General features: G+C 59.5%; 20 protein-coding genes. 14 read left to right on the top strand and 6 right to left on the bottom strand.

The features are described 5' to 3' along the window. Positions 1–11 precede the first annotated feature (11 nt). The gene (locus AC4FIA_RS12550; protein WP_490366181.1) at positions 12–1,016 is read left to right on the top strand and encodes an AbrB family transcriptional regulator; all 1,005 of its coding nucleotides are present in this window, start codon (positions 12–14) and stop codon (positions 1,014–1,016) included. A gap of 3 nt (positions 1,017–1,019) precedes the next feature. Here AC4FIA_RS12550 and AC4FIA_RS12545 read toward each other — a convergent pair whose 3' ends face one another. The 5 genes from AC4FIA_RS12545 to AC4FIA_RS12525 all read right to left on the bottom strand — a co-directional run bounded on the left by AC4FIA_RS12545 (position 1,020) and on the right by AC4FIA_RS12525 (position 5,722). After that, the gene (locus AC4FIA_RS12545) at positions 1,020–1,661 is read right to left on the bottom strand and encodes an aspartate/glutamate racemase family protein (RefSeq protein ID WP_490366132.1); all 642 of its coding nucleotides are present in this window, start codon (positions 1,659–1,661) and stop codon (positions 1,020–1,022) included. Then, positions 1,658–2,497: an ABC transporter permease gene (locus tag AC4FIA_RS12540; RefSeq protein WP_490366131.1), complete on the bottom strand. Its 840-nt coding sequence runs from the start codon at positions 2,495–2,497 to the stop codon at positions 1,658–1,660. The genes AC4FIA_RS12545 and AC4FIA_RS12540 overlap by 4 nt, the downstream gene beginning before the upstream one ends. A 1-nt stretch (position 2,498) precedes the next feature. Further along, a complete protein-coding gene (locus tag AC4FIA_RS12535; RefSeq protein ID WP_234994792.1) occupies positions 2,499–3,371 on the bottom strand; it encodes an ABC transporter permease in 873 nt (290 codons plus the stop codon). Positions 3,372–3,455: 84 nt separating this feature from the next. Continuing rightward, on the bottom strand, positions 3,456–4,715 hold the full coding sequence (locus tag AC4FIA_RS12530; RefSeq protein WP_490366130.1) for an ABC transporter substrate-binding protein: 1,260 nt from the start codon (positions 4,713–4,715) through the stop codon (positions 3,456–3,458). Positions 4,716–4,735: 20 nt separating this feature from the next. Further along, positions 4,736–5,722, bottom strand: a complete 987-nt coding sequence (locus AC4FIA_RS12525; protein ID WP_490366129.1) for an ABC transporter ATP-binding protein — start codon at positions 5,720–5,722, stop codon at positions 4,736–4,738. 230 nt (positions 5,723–5,952) lie between these two features. Here AC4FIA_RS12525 and AC4FIA_RS12520 point away from each other — a divergent pair, with 230 nt between their 5' ends. The 3 genes from AC4FIA_RS12520 to AC4FIA_RS12510 all read left to right on the top strand — a co-directional run bounded on the left by AC4FIA_RS12520 (position 5,953) and on the right by AC4FIA_RS12510 (position 8,114). Next, positions 5,953–6,657 carry a GntR family transcriptional regulator gene (locus tag AC4FIA_RS12520; protein WP_490366128.1) on the top strand — a complete coding sequence of 235 codons (705 nt, stop codon included), beginning with the start codon at positions 5,953–5,955 and terminating at the stop codon, positions 6,655–6,657. 161 nt (positions 6,658–6,818) lie between these two features. Next, on the top strand, positions 6,819–7,484 hold the full coding sequence (locus AC4FIA_RS12515; RefSeq protein ID WP_490366180.1) for a HupE/UreJ family protein: 666 nt from the start codon (positions 6,819–6,821) through the stop codon (positions 7,482–7,484). Between the two features lie 15 nt (positions 7,485–7,499). After that, the gene (locus tag AC4FIA_RS12510; RefSeq protein WP_490366127.1) at positions 7,500–8,114 is read left to right on the top strand and encodes a transmembrane anchor protein; all 615 of its coding nucleotides are present in this window, start codon (positions 7,500–7,502) and stop codon (positions 8,112–8,114) included. 15 nt (positions 8,115–8,129) lie between these two features. On the opposite strand, the gene AC4FIA_RS12505 is transcribed toward AC4FIA_RS12510, so the two are convergent. Beyond that, a complete protein-coding gene (locus AC4FIA_RS12505) occupies positions 8,130–8,996 on the bottom strand; it encodes a helix-turn-helix domain-containing protein (RefSeq protein WP_160006920.1) in 867 nt (288 codons plus the stop codon). Between the two features lie 284 nt (positions 8,997–9,280). Here AC4FIA_RS12505 and AC4FIA_RS12500 point away from each other — a divergent pair, with 284 nt between their 5' ends. The 10 genes from AC4FIA_RS12500 to AC4FIA_RS12455 all read left to right on the top strand — a co-directional run bounded on the left by AC4FIA_RS12500 (position 9,281) and on the right by AC4FIA_RS12455 (position 20,175). Then, complete coding sequence (locus tag AC4FIA_RS12500; RefSeq protein ID WP_103911420.1) at positions 9,281–10,165, top strand: carbohydrate ABC transporter permease; 885 nt, start codon at positions 9,281–9,283, stop codon at positions 10,163–10,165. 3 nt (positions 10,166–10,168) lie between these two features. Further along, positions 10,169–11,083, top strand: coding sequence for a carbohydrate ABC transporter permease (locus AC4FIA_RS12495; protein WP_490366126.1), 915 nt, complete (start codon positions 10,169–10,171; stop codon positions 11,081–11,083). Beyond that, positions 11,083–12,210 (top strand): ABC transporter ATP-binding protein, encoded by a 1,128-nt coding sequence (locus tag AC4FIA_RS12490; protein WP_490366125.1) that lies wholly within the window; start codon positions 11,083–11,085, stop codon positions 12,208–12,210. The genes AC4FIA_RS12495 and AC4FIA_RS12490 overlap by 1 nt, the downstream gene beginning before the upstream one ends. A 22-nt stretch (positions 12,211–12,232) precedes the next feature. Next, positions 12,233–13,495 (top strand): ABC transporter substrate-binding protein, encoded by a 1,263-nt coding sequence (locus AC4FIA_RS12485; protein WP_490366124.1) that lies wholly within the window; start codon positions 12,233–12,235, stop codon positions 13,493–13,495. 69 nt (positions 13,496–13,564) lie between these two features. Further along, positions 13,565–15,076, top strand: a complete 1,512-nt coding sequence (gene pglA / locus AC4FIA_RS12480; RefSeq protein WP_490366123.1) for a polygalacturonase PglA — start codon at positions 13,565–13,567, stop codon at positions 15,074–15,076. Next, complete coding sequence (locus AC4FIA_RS12475) at positions 15,070–16,170, top strand: glycoside hydrolase family 88/105 protein (protein WP_490366122.1); 1,101 nt, start codon at positions 15,070–15,072, stop codon at positions 16,168–16,170. Before pglA ends, AC4FIA_RS12475 begins: the two co-directional genes overlap by 7 nt. 6 nt (positions 16,171–16,176) lie before the next feature. After that, a complete protein-coding gene (locus tag AC4FIA_RS12470) occupies positions 16,177–17,544 on the top strand; it encodes a pectinesterase family protein (protein ID WP_490366121.1) in 1,368 nt (455 codons plus the stop codon). A gap of 258 nt (positions 17,545–17,802) precedes the next feature. Further along, the gene (locus AC4FIA_RS12465; RefSeq protein ID WP_490366120.1) at positions 17,803–18,753 is read left to right on the top strand and encodes an AfsR/SARP family transcriptional regulator; all 951 of its coding nucleotides are present in this window, start codon (positions 17,803–17,805) and stop codon (positions 18,751–18,753) included. A 164-nt stretch (positions 18,754–18,917) separates the two neighbouring features. Beyond that, positions 18,918–19,112, top strand: a complete 195-nt coding sequence (locus AC4FIA_RS12460) for a hypothetical protein (RefSeq protein WP_287473031.1) — start codon at positions 18,918–18,920, stop codon at positions 19,110–19,112. Beyond that, the gene (locus AC4FIA_RS12455) at positions 19,105–20,175 is read left to right on the top strand and encodes a hypothetical protein (protein ID WP_490366119.1); all 1,071 of its coding nucleotides are present in this window, start codon (positions 19,105–19,107) and stop codon (positions 20,173–20,175) included. The genes AC4FIA_RS12460 and AC4FIA_RS12455 overlap by 8 nt, the downstream gene beginning before the upstream one ends. The last annotated feature ends 9 nt before the right edge of the window (positions 20,176–20,184 follow it).

The following is a 20,184-nucleotide window of genomic DNA, read 5'->3' as shown; positions in this document are numbered from 1 at the left end:
CCCAAAGACTTATGACATTGGCCTTTGCCTGCGCCGGTGTCGTGTTCTTTTGGATTCTCGATTTGCCACTGCCGTTTCTGTTCGGCCCCATGTTCGCCTGTCTGATCGCGGCCCTTGCCGGTTTTCGGCTGAAGGGCTTTGGTCAGGTGTCGGTCGCGGCACGCACCATTCTGGGCATCGCCATCGGCGGGTCGATCACCCCTGCGGTCGTGGCGCGCCTGCCGGAAATGGCGCTATCGGTGGCGATTGTGCCCTTCTACATCGCGCTGATCGGGTTGATCGGCGTCCCGTTCTTTCGACGTGTGTGGAAGTTCGACCAACCCACCGCCTATTACGCCGCAATGCCGGGCGGTTTGCAGGACATGGTGATCTTCGGGATCGAGGCAGGGGGCGATGCGCGTGCCTTGTCCCTGATCCACGCGACGCGCGTTCTGATCGTGGTCACGCTCGCGCCGATTTTCCTGACGCAGCTTTACGGCCAAAGCCTGACGAACCCTTTGGGCGTGCCTGCGTCCGAACTGCCTATCTATGAAATGGCGCTGATGGTTGTTGCGGCCTTGGTCGGCTGGAAGGGCGGCGAAAAGCTTGGCCTGTTCGGCGCGTCCATTCTTGGCCCGATGATCGTGGCAGGGGCGTTGTCATTGGGGAACGTCCTGCACGGTCGCCCGCCGGCCGAGGCGATCCTTACCGCGCAGTTCTTTATCGGCTGCGGCATCGGCGTGCATTTCGTGGGCGTGTCGTGGCGCGAACTGTCGCGCGATGTGGCGGCAGGGGCGGCCTACGTTGTGATCCTGTCGATTCTGGCTGCTATCGTGGCCTATGTGGTGACCCATGTCGGGCTGGCCGCAGGAACCGAGGCATTTCTGGCCTTTGCACCCGGTGGTCAGGCAGAGATGACGGTTCTGGCCATCGTGGCAGGCGCCGATCTGGGATACGTCATCGCCCACCACCTAACGCGGATCGTTCTGGTGATCATCGGATCGCCTGTGATCGCGCGGTTGATGCGAAGGCGTTAGGCGTTAGGCGGACAAAGAGGCCGCCATGTGCAGGCTGGCGCGGACCCCGTCCACCAACAACAGGTCTGTTTCGGCCTGAGCCTCGGCCAACAACCCCGCCATGCCCGCGCAACCCAAGGCGATGGCCTTAACACCATCTTCGGATTCGGCCCGTTTGATTTCGGCAATGACCTTGGCGTTGGCGGCTTTGGGGTCGGATTCCAGTTCCAACACAGGCACGTCGCTGGCCCGCACACGGGACAGGTGCGGTGACAGACCGTAAGTGACGATGTTGCTTTCCAAAATCGGAACGGAAACGGCCAAAGTCGTCACCACCGAAAACCGCCCGCCAGCGCAGGCGGCCACGTGGTAGGCGGCTTGCCCGATCCCGATAACGGGGCAGGCGGCGATGTCGCGGGCTTCATAAAGCCCGGTGTCATCAAAACATCCGATGATAATCGCACTGGCCCCTTGGTCAGAGGCTTTCTGAACCAGTTCCAACATGGGCGGTACGGCGGCGTCCCCGTCCTCGGCCCCTTGAATGGAGGGCGGCCCGTAGTGCGATGTCCACGCCTGCACCTCAACTCCGGGCAAGGTGCGTTCCGCCGTGCGCTGCATCGCTTCGGTCATGGCGACGGTGCTGTTTGGGTTGATCAGGACGATCATATCATGCCCTTTCCGGCATCCGATCCGGCGCGGGCCTTCCGCTTGGTGCTGACCCACGTCAGCAACAGGAACGCCCCGATCATGATCAGCGAAAATCCGGTGGTCAGCGTCCCAAGCGCGTATAGCACAGGCGTCGTGACGTTTGTCGTCATCCCGAAAATCTCAAGCGGCAGGGTGTTGTAGCTGCCCGCCGTCAGCAGCGTCCGCGCGAATTCGTCGTAGCTGAGAGTGAAGCCGAACAGCGCCACCCCGATCAGCGAAGGCGCAATGATCGGCAGCACCACGTGGCGGATGGTTTGCCATGACGTGGCCCCCAGATCGCGGGCGGCTTCCTCGTAACTGCTGTCAAAACGGTTGAAGACGGCGAACATGATCAACAGGCCAAAGGGCAGGGTCCATGTCAGCTGCGCGCCAAAGCCCGAGGTTGCCCAGTGCACCGTCATGCCCGACTGGCTGAACATCAATCCGACGCCCAGTGAAATCAGGATCGACGGAATGACCAGCGCCGTGATGATCAGGTAGAACAGGATGTTTGATCCGGGGAAACGGCGGCGGAAGGCAAGCCCACCCATGACCGAGACGACGACGGTTGTGACCATGACCATCAGGCCCAGAACCAGACTGCGGCTGAAGCTGCCCCAGATGTCACCCACGGCCTGTTGTTCGAACAGATCGCGGAACCAGTGCAGCGACACGCCGTTCATCGGGAAGGTCAGGCCACCGCTTGGTCCCTGAAACGACAGGATCGCGATGGTCACGGTAGGCCCATAAAGGAACAGCATGAACAGCGTGAAAAACGCGGCGAGGACATAGAAGGAACGGGAACGGGGCTCCATCTTACAGCTCCTTTCTGATGTCGACGAACCGCAGCAGGATGCCGATCACGATTAACACAGTACACAGCAGTACTACGGCAGTGGCCGAGGCCGAGGGATAGGCCAGCAAAGCCACGTCGTTGGAAATCAGGCGGCCCACGTTGGCCGATTGGCTACCGGACATGAAGCGCACGGTGATAAAGTCGCCCATCACCAGCGTGACCACGAAAATCGTGCCGATCATGATGCCCGGTTTGGTCAGCGGGATGATCACATTCCACAGGATTTGCGCACCATTGGCACCTGCGTCCCGCGCGGCCTCGATCAGGGATTTGTCGATGCGCATCATCGTGTTGAAGATCGGGACGACCATGAACAGCGTGTAAAGATGCACAAAGGCCAGCACGACGGCAAAGTCGCTGAACAGCAGCCATTCCAAAGGCTCGTCAATCACACCCCACGAAATCAGCGTCGAATTGGCGATGCCGTTGCGGCCCAGAAACGGAATCCACGAAATCATACGGATGATGTTCGACGTCCAAAAGGGGATCGTGCACAGCAGAAACAGTGCGATCTGCCAGCGTAGTGTGCGTATGTGGAAGGCTAGGAAATACGCCACGGTAAAGCCGATCAGAAGCGTCGCCGCCCATGTGATCAGTGCGTATTTGAAGGTGTTGAAGAACACCCGATAGGTCACCGAGGACCCGAAAAGGAATTCGTAGTTCTCAAAGACAAAGGCAGGGATGATCGAAAATTCGGTCGCTCGCCAGAAACTGACAATCGCGATCATCGCGATGGGGCACACCAGAAAGACGAACAGCACCGCAACAAGCGGCGATACCATCATCAGGCTTTTGGAATTGGGGGACAGGCGCATCGGTTGGTTGCCAATCATTGTCTTTGATATTCAGGGGTGGGCGTAGGGGCCAGCGGCCCCCACGCCCCGGTCGGTGCCGCAAGGCACCGAAACCATGTCAGATCAGGCCGCGATGAATTCGTTCCACTTGCGGACCATGTACTGGTTTTCGTCCATAACCGCGTTCCAGCAGGCAACCTTGCCCATACGGTCATAGAACGAACCGCCATCACGCACCGCACCTGCGGTTTCCATGACGTCGCCGAACGGGTTGGTGATGTCGCCCTGTGCAGGCTTGCCTTCGAACCAGAAGCCCCATTCATCCTCGGACATATAGTTCTTGGATGTTTCCGGAACGGCCGAGTAATAGCCCTGACGCATCAGGAAGCCGCCGACCCAGCCATCAAGGTACCAGTTGATGTATTCATAAGCCGCGTCGCGTTCGAGGCCGGTCAGCGCCGCCGACATGCCGATGCCGCCACCCCAGCTGCGATAGCCTTCTTCCAGCGGCTGGTAGACGCACGGGATGCCTTTGGATTTCACAGCCGTGATCGCGGGTGACCACATGGACTGGATCACAACCTCGCCCGAGGCCATCAGGTTGACGCTTTCGTCGAACGACTTCCAGAAGGCGCGGAACTGGCCGTTTTTCTTGGCTTCGGTGAAGATGCCAAGGGTCATGTCGATTTCTTCTTTCGTCATGTTGCCCTTGTCGGGGTATTTGTATTCACCCATCGACTCGACCACCATCGCCATGTCCATGATCCCGATGGACGAGATATCAAGGATCGACGCCTTGCCCTTGAATTCGGGGTTCAGAAGTTCGGACCAGTTGTTGATGGGGCGACCGATCAGGTCAGGGCGGATGCCCAGCGTGTCGGCGTTGTAGATTGTCGGGATCAGCGTCATCCAGCCGGATTCATTGTCCACAAACTCGGTGCCGTTCTGACCTTCGACAAAGCCCACTGTGTGCGGCGCGGTGCCTTGGGCAATCTCGCTTTCCGGTGTCAGCTTGCCGCTGCGGAAAATGCCGACGATCTTGTCGTAGTTCTTGATCTTGGACGTATCCATCGCCTGCAGGTTGCCTGTCGGCCAGACCTTTTTGCAGATCCAGTATTCGATGTCGGCGATGTCAAAGCTTTCGGGCTGTGTCGCCGCGCGCTGTGTCACGCTGTCGGAATCCAGCGCCGTCATTTCCAGCGTAAAGCCCAGATCCTCTTTCACCTTGGCGGCAACCTCGTTCAGGTTGGAAACGCCGGTGCCGAACTGGCGCAGGGTCACATCCTTGATGTTCTGCGCCCAGATCATCGGCGCCCCGAGTGTGGAGCCCGCCGCAAGGGCCGTGCCCCCGGCCAGAAGTTCGCGTCGTGTCATTTTGGTCATGTCATACTCTCCTTGTGGGTCTATGCGCTCAGCTTGTGCAGCTGGTCTGTTTCCCAGGTCAGTCCGACGGGATCGCCCGGGTTATTCGGTTGGTCAAAGAAACGGGCGTCAGGCAAAAGCGCGGTGACCTCTTGGTCGCCGGCAATGCGTGCCGATACCGAAACATGGGTGCCTTGGAATTCGATCGCGGTGACGGTCCCGTCGATGGACCCTGCGCCGGGGGCAGACAGCCCCACCGCATCGGCGCGAATGGCATAGGTGCCGTCAGCCAGCGACACCACGTTGTGACCGCCCATGAACCGCGCGACAAAGGCGGTCTTGGGGGTGTTGAACACCTCGCGGGCCGTGCCCGCCTGTTCGATCACCGCGTTGTTCATCACGACAATCTCGTCGGCCAGCGCCAGCGCTTCGTCCTGTCCGTGGGTGACGTGCAGAAAGCTGATCTTCAGTTCCTGCTGCAGCTTGCGCAGCTCGGCGCGCATCTTGATCCGCAGGAACGGGTCTAGCGCTGACAGTGGCTCATCCAGCAGCAACAACTGCGGCCGCGTGATCAGCGCGCGGGCCAGTGCGACACGCTGCTGCTGACCGCCCGACAGTTGATCCGGTAGCCGGTCCGCCAGCGCCGACAGATCCACCAGTTCCAGCATCTCGCCCGCTTTCTTCAGGCGCTCGCCCTTATCGACGCCTTTCATCTTCAGGCTGAAAGCCACGTTTTCCGCAACACTCAGGTGTGGAAACAGGGCATAGCTCTGAAACATCATTGCCGTGCCGCGCTGGGCGGGGGGCAGGTGCGAAATGTCCACGCCACCCAACAGGATCGCGCCGTCGCTGACCGTTTCATGCCCTGCGATCATCCGGAGGGTCGAGGATTTGCCACAGCCCGACGGCCCCAATAGGCACGTGTAGCTGTTCGGACGGAAATGGTGCGAAACGGCGTCTACAGCGATCGTGTCGCCATAGCGTTTCGTGACGGATACGAGTTCAAGCTCTTTGGTATTCAGACTCATGTCGCCTCCTGCGTTGGGACTACAGGAGCGACTTTTTGCGCCGCAGCAAAAATTCAGTGCCAGTGATGTGGGTGGAATCCTGATGTTGCTGAAAATTTCCGCAGAAAAAATTCAATCTGGGTAAATATTGAGCGCAAAACTGTATACAACTTTGAAAAACATCCCGTACAACGTCGCGGTGGGTTGAGTGCACGCGGTGCTTTTGTCAGAACCAAACACAAGGAGACGACATGGACACCGCAGCCGCCAAAACCCAATCAGCAAGACCTGCTCAGCCCTTGGCTGAGGACGTGACCCGCGCCCTGACGCTGGCCATCCACGAACACCGTATCAAGCCGGGGATGAAGCTGGGCGAGGATGAGCTGGCCGATATCTATGGCGTGTCCCGCACGGTCGTCCGCTCTGCGCTTCATGCGCTGGCCCATGTCCAATTGGTGGATATTCAGCGCAACCGCGGGGCTTTTGTCGCCCAGCCAACCCTGCGCGACGCGCGCGAGGTGTTCGAGGCTCGCGAACTGCTGGAACCGCGCATCGCCCGTATGGCCGCCGCCAAAGCCACGCCAGACGATGTCGCCCTGTTGCAGCAGCACATCCATGACGAACACACCGCACTGGCCGAGGCTGATCATGGCCGCGCTCTGCATCTGTCCGGCCAATTCCACATCGAAATCGCCCGCATCGCCGACCAACAAACCATCGCGGCCTTTGTCGAAAGCCTGATTTCCCGATCCTCACTGATCATCGCGCTTTATTGGCGTCGCGAAAGCGCACTGTGCGAAAAACACGCACATCATGAACTGGTGCAGGCCATCGCGGATGGAAACGGGGATAAGGCCGCCGATCTGATGCGCTCGCATCTGGTCGACCTGCATTCCGCGCTGGACCTGCGCGAACAGGACGAAGCACCACGATCCCTGAAAGACGCACTGCTTTAATCGGGTCGGCCACACCCGTACCTAATGGCAACTTGTCGGGCGTTCCGTTGGCCTCTACCTTTGGTCAGACCGGAACAAGAGCCGAAGCAAGACGCGTGAACCCCAGCACTTCCAGATCAAAGCCGCGCCACAACACGCGCCTGACGCCTTTTTCACTGCTGATGGCCTTGGCCGCGCTGCTGATGACGGCCAATGCCGCCTTTGCCCATGACGTCACCCCCGGTGATGCGGGCTATATCCAAGAGATTTGGGGCGTACATATCGTGCCCTTCATCTATCTTGGCGCCAAGCACATGATCACGGGTTATGACCACATCCTGTTCCTGCTCGGCGTGGTGTTCTTCTTGTACCGGATGAAGGATGTCGCGCTTTACGTCAGCCTTTTTGCGCTGGGTCATTCGATCACCATGCTGCTGGGCGTTTGGTATGGTTGGGGCATCAACGCCTATATCATCGACGCCATTATCGGCCTCTCCGTCGTCTATAAGGCGCTGGATAACCTTGGCGCGTTCCAGAAATGGCTGGGGGTCCAACCCAACACCAAGGCCGCAACGCTGATCTTCGGTCTGTTCCACGGCACGGGCCTTGCGTCGAAAATCATCGACTACCAGATCGACCCCGAGGGCCTTCTGGCCAACCTTCTGGCCTTCAACGTGGGCGTCGAGATCGGCCAAATTCTGGCGCTGTTCGTCATTCTGATCGTAATGGGCTACTGGCGGCGCAGCCCTCGGTTCATGCAACAAGCCACCTACGCCAACTGGATCATGGTCGTGCTCGGCCTTCTGCTGACCTATCAGCAGATCACCGGCTACCTCGCCAGCACCTAAGAACAGGAGGATTCCATGCACAACGCACCCAAGCCGAACCTCGAAGATCTGCCCACCAAAGCGCAACTTCGTCGGTCTTCCATCGTCGCTGGCATCGGCGCGGTCGCCATCGGCGTGATGGTTTATATGCCTGCGGAATTGGGCAAGGATCCAACCGGCGTCGGCACGCTTCTTGGCCTGACGGAAATGGGCGAGATCAAACAGCAACTCGCCGCCGAGGCCGCAGCAGACGCGGAATTGCACACACCGGATCAGTCCTCTTCGCTGATTGACGATCTGATGGGCTTGTTCGTTTCGTCAGCCTACGCCGAAGAGGCATGGACGGACGAGATCACCTTCGTCCTTGATCCCGGTGCGTACATCGAAATCAAAGCCACGATGGAGGAGGGCGCGACGCTCTATTATTCATGGGTGGCAGACGGTGGCCGGATCAACTTTGATCTGCACGCCCACGCAGATGGTCAGAACGTGACCTATGAAAAGGGCCGCGGCAAAACTTCGGGCGCGGGCAGCTTTGAAACGCCCTTCGCGGGCAACCACGGCTGGTTCTGGCGCAACCGCGACAAATCCGAAGTGACCGTCACCCTGCAACTGCGTGGCGACTACAGCGCGATTGTGCAGGAAGAATGATGTGAAAAGGCGGGCTCACTCCGCCTTCCCATCCTCAACCAGTTTGCTTTTCTTTTCGCGGTAGCTTGACGGGCTGGCGCCGATAAAGCGTTTGAACATGCGGCTGAAAAAGTAGGGGTCGGAAAAACCAAGCTCTGCGGCCACAGCCTTCACCGGCAGGCCCTGACCCAGACGGTTGGCGGCAAATTCCATGCGTTTGAGTTCGCGGAACTTCTGCGGGGTCATGCCGATCCGGTCGCGGAACGCGCGGCGGAAATAGTCGGGGTTGTAGGGCACATTCGCCATGGTTTCCTCGACCACCGATCCCAGTGGGTCCGCCGAAAGGTGGGTGGCGACGAACATGATGTGCATGGACAGCTGGTCTTGTGAATCCTCGATGGCCTCGTTCGATTTCCAGCCCAAAAACGCGTCTTCCAAATAGGCCAGCAACAGAACCATAAACTGGTGATGCTGTGCCAAAGTGGTCGAGGTCGGGGTGGCCGACGCGCGGTAGTGCTGTACCAGCGGGCCCAGTGCCTCCCAATCGCGCAGGCGCACTTTGCGGTGCAAATCCATCTGCGACACCACATTGCCGCGCCCGAAAAGGTCCAGCGTAAAGTGCTGTGCGACACCGGTGTAAATGTCATCGCCACCGCCGTGCTGACCACGAAACCGCGTGTAGGCGGGTATCAGCAGCGCATCGCCCGGTTCAACGGTGATCTCTTCTCCGTCGATGTGATAAAGCCCCCGTCCCGTCAGGCAGATGATCAGGTCATGCACGGGGTTCAGCTTGTCGATGCGCCACGCGGGACCGTGGTGCATCCGGATCGTCGAACGGGCCAAACGCAGCGATAGCGACCGCATTGGCATAAGGGAAAGCGGAAAATCTACGGTTTTGTCCATCTTTTTGTCTGTAGCTGACATTTAGTCGGGCTGGCAAGGCGATTTACTGTGCTTTCAGGGAATCAATACGTGGTCCGCACCGAAAAGGATGGACCTTAGGGAGGCAAATAAGCATCCATTTGACCTGTGCATTGTCATTTTGCGCAGGAAGAGGGGCGGCTTGATCTATAAACACATGAACTATTTCGAACACGCGTATACCAGCGGTGCGTCCGCCTCTTACGTGACACCCCACTGCGCCTTCAGCGCCCCGCAATGCGGGCCAACGCACGGGGGCGCGGATCATGGGCGGTGACAGTAAGTATCTGGGGCTGTGGTATGTTTCGCCCTACATCATCGGTTTGCTGCTGTTCACAGCCTTTCCGTTCCTTGCCTCGTTCTACCTGAGCTTCACGGATTACGATCTGCTGTCGACGCCTGAATGGGTCGGCATGAAGAACTATGAAAAGCTGTTCACCCGCGACCGGACGTTCGACAAGTCGCTGAAGGTGACGCTGATCTATGTGTTCACGACCGTTCCGCTGAAACTGGTGTTCGCGCTGTTCATCGCGGTGGTGCTGAACTACCGGCTGAAGGCGATCAACCTCTTCCGCACGGCATACTACGTGCCGTCGATCCTTGGCGGATCCATCGCGATTGCGGTTCTGTGGCGTTATATCTTTGCCGACACCGGCCTTGTGAATATGGGCCTTGCGCTGTTCGGCGTTGAACCGATCAACTGGTTCGGCGATCCAAATACGGCACTTTTCACCATCACGCTGCTGCGTTGCTGGCAATTCGGTTCGGCCATGGTCATCTTCCTTGCGGCGCTGCAATCGGTGGACAAATCGCTATACGAAGCGGCCGCCATCGACGGTGCAGGCCAGTGGCAGATTTTCCGCTACATCACCTTGCCGCTGATCACGCCGGTCATCTTCTTCAACCTGATCATGCAGACCGTACAGGCGTTTCAGGAATTCAACGGCCCCTACATCATCACCGAAGGTGGTCCGCTGAAAAGCACATACCTGCTGCCGCTGTATATCTACGACGAAGCGTTCAAGAGCTTTGACATGGGCTATGCCTCGGCCATCGCTTGGGTGCTCTTCGTGATCATCATGGTTCTTACACTCATCGCGTTCTGGTCCTCGAAAAAGTGGGTCTACTACGCTGGCGACAAGAGGAGCTGAGCAATGGTGTCCTATTCCGAATTGCCCAACCCCGCCCACAACACCGGCGACGCGCCGACCCAGTTGGAAATCAAACTGCGCCGCAAAGCCCGCATCAATTCAGCGCTGCGATATACAGTGCTGGCGGTCATCGGCCTGATCATGGTCTATCCGCTGATCTGGCTGGTGGGGGCGTCGTTCAAAACGAACTCTGAAATGTTCTCGTCGCCCGGCTTCTGGCCCAGCGAACCCACGGTTCAGGGCTATATCGACGGCTGGAAAACCTCGACACCCTACACCTTCGGACATTTCTTTCTGAACTCGCTCTGGATCATCATCCCGAAAACCATCGGCACGGCGATTTCTTGTACGCTGGTGGCCTACGGCTTTGCCCGCTTTGACTTTCCGGGCAAGAACATCCTGTTCGCCACGGTGATCGCGACGCTTCTGTTGCCCAACGTTGTCACACGCATTCCGCAGTACCTGCTGTTCCGTGACATCGGCTGGCTGGACAGCTTCCTGCCGCTGTGGGTGCCGTCTGCGATGGCGGGGGATGCGTTCTTTGTCTTCATGGTGATCCAGTTCCTGCGCGCCATCCCGCGCGACATGGAAGAGGCCGCACGTGTGGACGGCGCGACCACCCTTCAGACGCTGATCTTTATCGTTGTTCCGATGCTGATGCCTGCGCTGATTTCGGTGTGCCTGTTCCAGTTCATGTGGACCATGAACGACTTTCTGGGGCCGCTGATCTACATCAGCTCGGTTGAAAAATACCCTGTCAGCCTCGCACTTAAACTGTCGATCGACACAACCGAAGCCTTCGCCTGGAACCAGATCCTCGCCATGTCCGTGCTCGCGCTGACACCGTCGCTGGTCGTGTTCTTCATGGCTCAGAAATACTTCATCGAAGGCATCTCTACCGGGGGGGTCAAAGGCTAATGGCCGAGCTTCAACTCAAATCGCTGGAAAAAACCTATGGCAACGGGTTCAAGGCCGTTCACGGCATCAACCTTGAGGTCAAGGAAGGCGAATTCATGGTGCTGGTCGGCCCGTCCGGCTGCGCCAAGTCCACAACACTGCGGATGATTGCAGGGCTGGAAACGGTCACAGGCGGTGAAATCCGCATCGGCGATCAGGTGGTCAACGATCTGGTGCCCGGCAAGCGCGGCATCGCGATGGTGTTCCAGAACTACGCGCTTTATCCGCATATGAAAGTGCGCCGGAACCTGTCCTTTGGCCTGCGCCTGAAACGCCAGCCCAAGGACCAGATCGAACAGTCCACGCAGGTCGTGTCCAACATCCTTGAGATTGAGGAACTGCTGGACCGTCTGCCGAAACAACTGTCCGGCGGTCAGGCCCAGCGTGTGGCGCTGGGGCGTGCGTTGATCAAGGAACCGGACGTGTTCCTGTTCGACGAACCGCTGTCCAACCTTGACGCCAAACTGCGCGCCTCGATGCGGGTGCGGATCACCGATCTGCACAAACGCCTGCGATCCGAAGGCCGCCCCGCGACAGTGGTCTATGTGACCCACGATCAGGTCGAAGCGATGACCATGGGCGACCGGATTTGCGTGATGAAAGACGGCCACATCATGCAGGTGGCCGATCCTGCGACGCTCTATGAACGCCCTGCAAACGCCTTTGTGGCGGGCTTCATCGGTATGCCGGAAATGAACCTTGTGCCTGCTGTTCTTAGCAGCAACGGCGCCGCCCGTCTGACCCTTGCCGGACAAACCATCATGGCAGGACCAGACCTGACAGCACGCCTGCAAACCGCAGACGGGGCTGTCACCTTGGGCATCCGCCCCCAGCACCTTGAAGTGCTCGAAGACGGAGCCGCAGAGGCGTTCAGCGGAACGATCTCGAACCTCGAATTCATGGGGCACGAGGTCAACGTTCACGCCCGTGTTGGTGACGCGACATTCGTCGCCGTCGTGCCGACCGAACGTTTCGACACCACCCTGCAACGTGGCGACAAAGTGGGCCTAAGACCCATCGCGGCACGTCTGCATCTTTTTGATCCGGAGACCGGCGAAAACGTGTCGCTGGCTGACCAGAATTCATAATCGTCCAGGGAGGAAACTGACGATGAAACTGACTGTATTGGGACTTGCCCTTGCCACAACCGCGCTTGCGGGCGCGGCCTCTGCTGCCGACCTGCGCATGAGCTGGTGGGGTGGCGACAGCCGTCACGCGGCGACGCAAGAAGGCATCAAGGTTTGTGGCGATAAGTACGGCCACACCGTTAAGCCTGAATTCACCGGCTGGTCCGGTCACTTCGAAAAGGTCGCGACCCAGATCGCAGGCCGGACCGAGGCCGACATCATGCAGATCAACTGGCCGTGGCTGCCGATCTTTTCGGCCCGTGGCACAGGCTTTGCCGATCTGAACGAACTGTCCGGCACAATCGATCTGGGCCAGTGGTCGGCGGACCAGCTGGCAGCGGGTACGATGAAGGGCAAGCTGAACGGCCTGCCGGTGTCCACAACAGGCCGTCTGTTCGTGTTCAACAAAACGACCTTTGACAAAGCGGGTGTTCCGCTGCCCACCACGTGGGACGAGCTGATCGCAGCTGGCCCTGTGTTCAAGGAAAAGCTGGGCGACGATTACTTCCCGTTCGAGGCAACCAAGCTGGACGCGACGCTGATCGTCACGCTGTACGGCACGCAGAAAACCGGCAAGCCGCTGATCGACCCGGAAACGAACAAAATCCTGTGGTCCAAAGAAGAACTGATCGACGCGATCAACTTCTACCAGACGCTGGTCGACAACCACGTGATCAACAACTGGAAGGCCGCGCAGGCATCGGGCGTCAAGGCGCTGCACGAAGATCCTGCATGGGCCAAGGGCAAGATCGCGGGCACCTACCAGTGGGATTCCACCTACTTCAAAATCAACGATCCGCTGGAAGATGGTCAGGAACTGGCCTACGTCGATCTGCTTAGCCAGAACGGCCAGCAGACACCGGGCATCTACCGCAAGGCATCCATGGTCTTCTCGATCTCGGCCAATTCCGAGAACAAGGAAGCCGCCGCACAGGTTCTGAACTGCCTGCTGAACGAACCCGAAGGCATCGCGGCCATGGGCACCGCCCGTGGTGTGCCGTCTTCGACCGCCGCGCGTGAACAGCTTCTGGCCAACGACGCCATCAAGCCGGTTCAGATCGAAGCGCAGGCCAAGGTTCTGGCAGCCGCAGGTCCGGCGATCCACCCGTTCATGGAGCATCCCGACGTCCGTTCGGCGATGCAAGACAATCTCGAGCTGTTTGCCTACGGCGAAGTGGATGCCGAAACGGCAGCGGACGAGATGATTTACGGCATCGAAGAAGCCTTGGCTGACATCGACTCGTAATCCTCCTGACGGGGCGTCTGCTGTCCTCTAATCCGCAGACGCCCCGCCTTTTCGAACAATGGTTTGTCTATGAGCGATCTTCGCGTTCTCCAGCTGTCTTCGCGGACAGCAAGTCTTTTGCTGGCTCCGGGCGGCGCACGCTATGCCGTGCCGGTTCCGATCAGTTGGCAGCTTAGCTGTGGTGACAAACCCTGCGCGTCGGGTAAGGCCACTGTGGCCCCGCTGTTTTTCGAAAACCTGACGCCGGATACCGAATATTGCCTGACCACGCCGCTGGGGCGTCTGTGTTTCCGCACGCTGAAATGCGCCGGTCTGGTGGATGCGCGCAACTTCGGGGCCGATCCCCGCGCCGCCGACAACACCGCCGCGATCCAGCGCGCGATTGATGCCACGCCCGAGGGCGGTACGCTGCGCATTGCACCGGGCCGCTACACCATTGGGCCGATTTTCCTGAAACCGCGCATGACGTTCTATCTGCCCGAAGGGGCCGAGCTGAACGCCCATGGCGATTGGTCCAACTGGCCCATCCTGCCCGCGCGCGACGACACAGGCCGCCCGCTGTCCAGTTGGGAAGGCTTGCCAGAAGCCGCCTTTGCCGCGCCGGTTACAGCCATCGACTGCCACGGTCTGATCCTGACGGGCAGGGGCGTAATTGACGGCGGTGGTGACAGGGGCGATTGGTGGTCGTGGCCCAAATCCACCCGCCGCGATGCCCGTCGCCCGCGCACGCTGTTTCTGGCATGGTCGGACGATATCCAGATCTCTGGCTTGACCATCCGCAATTCGCCCAGTTGGACTGTTCACCCCTTCCGCTGCGACCGGCTGACGGCCTCGGCCCTGCACATCCAGAACCCTGCTGACAGCCCGAATACCGACGGTCTGAACCCCGAAAGCTGCTGTGACGTGACCCTGACGGGTCTGCATTTCAGCGTGGGCGACGACTGTATCGCGGTGAAGGCCGGAAAGCGCGGCGATCAGGGGCAATCCGACCACTTAGCGCCGACCACGGGCCTGGCCGTCACCCACTGCCTGATGGAACGCGGACATGGGGCCGTCGTCCTCGGCTCGGAAATGTCCGGCGATATCACCGGTGTCACTATCACAGACTGCACGTTCGACCGCACCGACCGCGGCCTGCGCATCAAAACCCGTCGTGGACGTGGCGGGCGCGTCGCCAATGTGGTGATGGAGCGCGTGGACATGACCTATGTGGACACACCCGTTGTCGCCAACGCCTATTACTTCTGCGATCCCGACGGCAGCGATGATTGGGTGCAATCCCGCAAACCTGCGCCGGTCACCGAAAAAACGCCCGCGATCGACAATATCCTTGTCCGCAACGTGACGGCCAAGATGGCCAAACTGGCGGGTGCCGCGATGCTGGGCCTGCCCGAAAGCCCGATCACCAATGTGCGGTTGGAATATTTCTCGGTCACGTTCGACCCCGATGCCGAACCTGCCGAACCCCTGATGGCCGAGGGCCAGACGCCCGTCCGCCACATCCCCATGATTGCCGAAAATACTCAGGTCACGGGTGAACCCCTGTGCGCCGAACCTTTGAAGGACCCCATCCTATGTTGATCGATTTCTTTGATGCCTTCGCCCGCGACTACCACGCCTACAAACGCGGGACGTGGTGCTATGAGGATGGTCTGCTCTATCGCGGTCTGCAGTTCCTGTCCGAGGCAACAGGCGATCCGCGCTGGGAAGCGCATCTGATGCGTTTGATCAACGAACAGGTGCAGGACGGCCCCGAAGGCGCGACACTCTTCGGCTATGATCCGGCCGAGTTCAACGTCGATCACGTGCTGTCCGGCCGGTCGCTTTTGTATCTGCATGAAAAAACGGGCGAGGCGCGGTGGCTGTCGGCGGCGGGGCATCTGCTGACCCAGTTGAAAAACCATCCCCGCACCAAATCCGGCGTCTATTGGCACAAGCTGAAGTACCCCTGGCAGGTCTGGCTGGATGGCCTGTACATGTGGGCGCCGTTCCAGATCGGCTATGGGCAGGAAACAGGCGACGACGCTTTGGTTGCAGACGCGTTGCAGCAGGTGTCGACCGCCTTGGACATGACCTACAATGCCAGCACCGGCCTTTACGCCCACGCCGTTGACGAAGCCCGCCTTCAACCGTGGGCCGATGCGCAGACCGGCCACAATCCGGCCCATTGGTCGCGTGCGGTGGGTTGGCTGGCGATGGCGCTGGTCGATATCCGCGAACTGGTTGGTGCCGCGCGGTTTGAACCGCTTGAAGCCCGCACACGCGGCCTTTTGAAGCGCACGCTGGACCTGCGCCAGCCGTCGGGGCTTTGGCTTCAGGTCATGGATCAGCCCGATCTTGCGGGCAACTACGGTGAAAGCTCGGCCTCGGCGATGTTTGTCTATGCCTTGCAAAAAGGCAGCGCGCTGGGCCTGTGCGATGCGCCCTCTGATCTGATGGATAAGCTGACCGCTGGGGTCATGAAGCAGGGCGCGAACGGCCCCGAGATGGCCGAGATGTGCGAGGTCGCAGGCCTTGGCTATTACGAAAGCCGCTTCCGCGATGGCAGTGCCGAATACTACGTGTCGGAAAAGGTCGTTTCGGATGACGTCAAAGGCGTCGGGCCGATGATGATGGCCTATGCGGTGTCGTTGGAACTGGAAGGTCAGCGCATGCCGTCAAAGGTCAGCGCCTAAGCCTTCATGAAACCGGTTAACCCCGAATTGACCGACGAACAGGCCGCGCTGTTCATTCGCGACAGGGTGCTGTCCCGCGCGGGCGCGACGCTCGCGCCTGACGACCTGCCTTGGTCCCCTGCATGGGGTGCGTCGCCCGATTGGGTGATGACGGTCGGGGTGACGGGATCGGACCACAAGACCGTCCAATCCGCCGTTGATGCCGCGATCATGGCTGCTGTGGCCGATGGGCATGGCGGACTGGCCGAGTTGCGGCTGGCCGAGGGGCAGTTTGATGGGCTGGTCTATTTGCCCAACGTGCAGATCGGGGATGACGCATTGCGGTTCCGGATCACCGGCGCGGGGCAGGGCAGGACGGTTCTGACCGCCGCCATCGATGCGGAAATGCCGGGGTCGGAATACCGCGCTCGTTTCGCGGCGCAATTCGCGGCCTCCCCCCTACCTGTGCAGGTCCTGTATGAACAGATCGCGGATCTGGATAAGCTGAGCACGGCCAATGCCTCGGTCCTGCGGAACGAAGCGGTGGGCACCTGCCTTCAGGGCCTCAGCATCCGCAATACCTACAACTGCGACCGCGATGCTGCTGCCGAAGGCGATGCGAAAAACGCGCAAGGTCAGTATCTTAGCGGGCAGCATCAGGCAGTAGCGCTTTTGTCTTTGGGCGACGGGCTGGCTGTGCGCGACGTGGCGCTGCACAGTTTTCAGGACACGCTGTATTTGCAATCCCGCGAAGGCCGCATCACCCGCAGCGCCTTTGAAAGCTGCCTGATCGAAGGCGATGTGGATTTCATTTTCGGGCAGGGCACCGCCCATTTCCAAGGCTGCACCATCCGGTCCTTGGGAAGTCGCAAAGCCCAAAGCTGGGCCACCGCCCCCAGCACAAGGATGCAGGTGCCCTATGGTTTTGTATTTAACGAGTGTCACTTCACCCATGATGGCGCGGGCGATATCGCAGGCGGTCAGGTTCTGTTGGGCCGGCAATGGTTCGAAGCCGTGCGCGCGACCCCCTATGGCACCCCGCCTGATCCTGACTTCCGCGTCAATCTGGGCCCTGTGTCGATCCTGTCCGAAGACGGCAACACCATCAGCCGCCAGACGTTAGAGTCGGTTGGCAAATGTGTGCTGCTCAACTGTCGTATATCCTCAGAATACAACCCTTTATCCCCATGGGGGCCATGGTGTGGCGGGCATTGGGACCGTGGGGGACAGTATCATCCGGCCCCGTGGCATCCCCGCTATAGGCCGGTGCAAAGCGGGCTTTCCGACCTGCGATATCACCTTAATTCATGGTTGCAGGCGCAAGGGGCGACCTACGCAAAAGTAGAATCACCCGAGCCATGGTTGGGCTGCTTTCAGTGCCATTTTGAACGGTGAATTCGGGCGGAAAAGAGCGCCTGCCAAGAAAATACGCATTTTCTCTACTTAAATTTCTATCGGGCAGATATTTCTCCTACTGCTCTGTAAATAAAGCGATTTTCCGGGCATCTTGCATCATGGGTGCGTGATGTGAATGGCGGTTTTTCGCGAATGGCCTTTCGTTTGACTGGACGCATTCAAAATCGGCTGTCATCGTAAAGGTATTTTAGAAGCCATTGTTTTTTACACCTATCATTTTGCATCAAGGGGGTAATTGTGACCGTCCTGGCATTAAGCACTTTCGGTGAACCGTCCGCACGACTTGCGGACAACACTGCCTTAAGGTTCCCGACCGAAAAATCACTTGAACTACTATTGCTCGCGGCGCTTGCGCCGGGGCAGGAACTGACCCGAAGCGAGGCCGCCTTTGCGCTTCGATCCGAGCATTCCGAAGGTCTGGGGCGCAAAGCGCTGTCGACCGATCTTTGGCGCCTGCGGTCGGTTTTTGACAATGCAGGGCTGCCAAGCACCGATATTCTGGAAACCAGTGGACGCAGCATCGCCTTGCGTCAGAATGCACCGATTTTTGTCGATGCCCTGTTTCTGGAACAGGTCTGGGGCGATCTGCGCAACACGCCACCGCATGAGATTTCCAAAGCAGATGCGGACCGTATGCGGCGGGCCATTGCGCTTTATCACGGGGATTTTGCCAAGTCGCTCGATCAGGAATGGTGCTTTCTCTATCGGGAAAAGCTTCGTTCCAAACACATGGCGTTGATGACGCTTTTGATGGATCACGAAGCCGCCAAGGACAATTGGCAGGCGGGTCTGCGATGGGCGGATCGGTTGCTGGAACTTGATCCTTTGCTAGAGCACGCGCATCGAACGGCGATGAAATGTCACTTTCTGATGGGCAACCGCGCCAGCGCGATCCGGCAGTTCAGCGCATGTCGCGATATCCTTGAACAGGAATTGTCAGTACCGCCCTCGGACGAAACGGAACGCATGTATCGGGGGCTGATCCACGTCACTGTCGACGACCCTGCGCGGCCCGTCAAAGACCGTGTGACACAGTCGCTGTCGCTAAGCCCCGCGCCGGTGGCCAAGGGGCAGGTGCGCAGCGAACGGCCCATCACAGACCAGCTGTCTATGGCGCTGGGGTCACTGGATGCAGCGCGCAGCCTTGTGGCCAATGTCGACAGGCGCCTGAGGCAACCAAGTAGCTGAGAATAAATCTTCTTCTTTCTGAAAAGCCCGCCACAACGGCGGGTTTTTTGCGTTTTCCGACCTCTCACAGCTTTGCGAGAGTTTTGTGAGACTTTGGTGAGCCTCGTGTCAGAGGCGGTCTGCAAAGTGGGGTCGAATCGTCATGCCTCAGCAGGAGATGAAATGTGCAGGCCTTCCGCTTTGTTGTCGTTTACCGCAGCGAGCCTGCAACACGGGGCGATGCCTCGGACGAAACCTGGCGTGGCTGGGTCGAGCAGGTTTTCCCCGACACAGGCGACAAGCCGGCACGACAGTTTTTCCAGAATCCCGACGAATTGGGCGGGATCATAGAAGATGCAGTTGGCCAGACCCATGAATGATCTTTCCCCCATGATCGACCTTGACCGGACACGCGCCAACATGCGCCGCTTCGGGACATCGGAAGACCAGTCAGGCGGCAACGTGTCGGGGGGCATGTCGGCTAGCAGTTATCGTGACCGCGATATGATGCCGATCAGGCCGATGTCTGCGCCAGTTCCTTCAAGCGCTGTCCCTTCAAACCCGGTACCAGTGAACCCCGTTGCGGCACCCGTAAGGGCAACGCCACAGCCGCAAAGATCTGTGGCCGATCCCGACTGCAACGGGTCTTTCGAAGATCTGGACGCCGCCCCGCTGAACCTGTCGTCCGAGCCCCCCGCAGAGCCAGCTACGCCACCTGCACCTGCACCCGAGGATGTCGCACCGGCAGAGCCTGCCACGCCACAGCCGCAGGCGTCTCTGTCGCTGACACCCGCCGTCATGCGCCGGATCATTCTGGCCGCCACGACCGCTCCGAACGCCGCACCGGCCTTTGGTCGGGCGCAGGCGAATATCGGCGGGCGGGGCCTGTGTTTCGGCATCGGGCGTTTCTGCCAGATCGACGGATCGCTGGGCGTCTATCTGCAAGCCTGCAAAGACGAAGACTCTGCGGCCTTTGCGGCCAGACTCACCCTGAAGGATCAGGACCTGTCCGAACAGCTTTTGCAGGTGTGCACGTCAGACAGCGAAAGCGGGCGGATGGCACCTGTGGGCGGACAAGAGCTTTGGTCACGCGACTGGATCGCTGTCTTCAAAGAAGCCGCCAAACATCCGGCCTTTCAGGATATGCAGTTCCGCGCGGCGGCCGAAACGCGCCTGATCCCCTTGGTTGATGTGGCAGATCAGATGAACATGACCAGCGAACGGGCGCTTGCGATGATCGTTGATCGTGCCGTTCAAACCGGCGTTGCCGCGACCGAGGCGCTGATCCGGTCCAATCTGTCTGCCGGAAACGGCACCCGCCAGAATATAGCGATGCTGGCCGGTCTTGCCGCCGCCGGCGATCTGCCCGGACGCGCCCCGCAATTGGCGGTGGAAAGCGGCCCCTCTGACGCCCCCTTATCCCTGAAGCCCGAGATGGAGTGACCTTGCGCC

It is taken from the genome of Thalassococcus sp. (genome assembly GCF_982780845.1).
Note: the sequence above shows the minus strand (reverse complement) of the source record. Positions and strands in the feature narration are given on the sequence as shown.

What these genes read in the sequence shown, in the direction of transcription:
- AC4FIA_RS12550 (WP_490366181.1), top strand. Translation starts at nt 12, where the DNA reads ATGACATTGGCCTTTGCCTGCGCCGGTGTCGTGTTCTTTTGGATTCTC.
- AC4FIA_RS12545 (WP_490366132.1), bottom strand. Translation starts at nt 1,661, where the DNA reads ATGATCGTCCTGATCAACCCAAACAGCACCGTCGCCATGACCGAAGCG.
- AC4FIA_RS12540 (WP_490366131.1), bottom strand. Translation starts at nt 2,497, where the DNA reads ATGGAGCCCCGTTCCCGTTCCTTCTATGTCCTCGCCGCGTTTTTCACG.
- AC4FIA_RS12535 (WP_234994792.1), bottom strand. Translation starts at nt 3,371, where the DNA reads ATGATTGGCAACCAACCGATGCGCCTGTCCCCCAATTCCAAAAGCCTG.
- AC4FIA_RS12530 (WP_490366130.1), bottom strand. Translation starts at nt 4,715, where the DNA reads ATGACCAAAATGACACGACGCGAACTTCTGGCCGGGGGCACGGCCCTT.
- AC4FIA_RS12525 (WP_490366129.1), bottom strand. Translation starts at nt 5,722, where the DNA reads ATGAGTCTGAATACCAAAGAGCTTGAACTCGTATCCGTCACGAAACGC.
- AC4FIA_RS12520 (WP_490366128.1), top strand. Translation starts at nt 5,953, where the DNA reads ATGGACACCGCAGCCGCCAAAACCCAATCAGCAAGACCTGCTCAGCCC.
- AC4FIA_RS12515 (WP_490366180.1), top strand. Translation starts at nt 6,819, where the DNA reads ATGGCCTTGGCCGCGCTGCTGATGACGGCCAATGCCGCCTTTGCCCAT.
- AC4FIA_RS12510 (WP_490366127.1), top strand. Translation starts at nt 7,500, where the DNA reads ATGCACAACGCACCCAAGCCGAACCTCGAAGATCTGCCCACCAAAGCG.
- AC4FIA_RS12505 (WP_160006920.1), bottom strand. Translation starts at nt 8,996, where the DNA reads ATGGACAAAACCGTAGATTTTCCGCTTTCCCTTATGCCAATGCGGTCG.
- AC4FIA_RS12500 (WP_103911420.1), top strand. Translation starts at nt 9,281, where the DNA reads ATGGGCGGTGACAGTAAGTATCTGGGGCTGTGGTATGTTTCGCCCTAC.
- AC4FIA_RS12495 (WP_490366126.1), top strand. Translation starts at nt 10,169, where the DNA reads ATGGTGTCCTATTCCGAATTGCCCAACCCCGCCCACAACACCGGCGAC.
- AC4FIA_RS12490 (WP_490366125.1), top strand. Translation starts at nt 11,083, where the DNA reads ATGGCCGAGCTTCAACTCAAATCGCTGGAAAAAACCTATGGCAACGGG.
- AC4FIA_RS12485 (WP_490366124.1), top strand. Translation starts at nt 12,233, where the DNA reads ATGAAACTGACTGTATTGGGACTTGCCCTTGCCACAACCGCGCTTGCG.
- pglA (WP_490366123.1), top strand. Translation starts at nt 13,565, where the DNA reads ATGAGCGATCTTCGCGTTCTCCAGCTGTCTTCGCGGACAGCAAGTCTT.
- AC4FIA_RS12475 (WP_490366122.1), top strand. Translation starts at nt 15,070, where the DNA reads ATGTTGATCGATTTCTTTGATGCCTTCGCCCGCGACTACCACGCCTAC.
- AC4FIA_RS12470 (WP_490366121.1), top strand. Translation starts at nt 16,177, where the DNA reads ATGAAACCGGTTAACCCCGAATTGACCGACGAACAGGCCGCGCTGTTC.
- AC4FIA_RS12455 (WP_490366119.1), top strand. Translation starts at nt 19,105, where the DNA reads ATGAATGATCTTTCCCCCATGATCGACCTTGACCGGACACGCGCCAAC.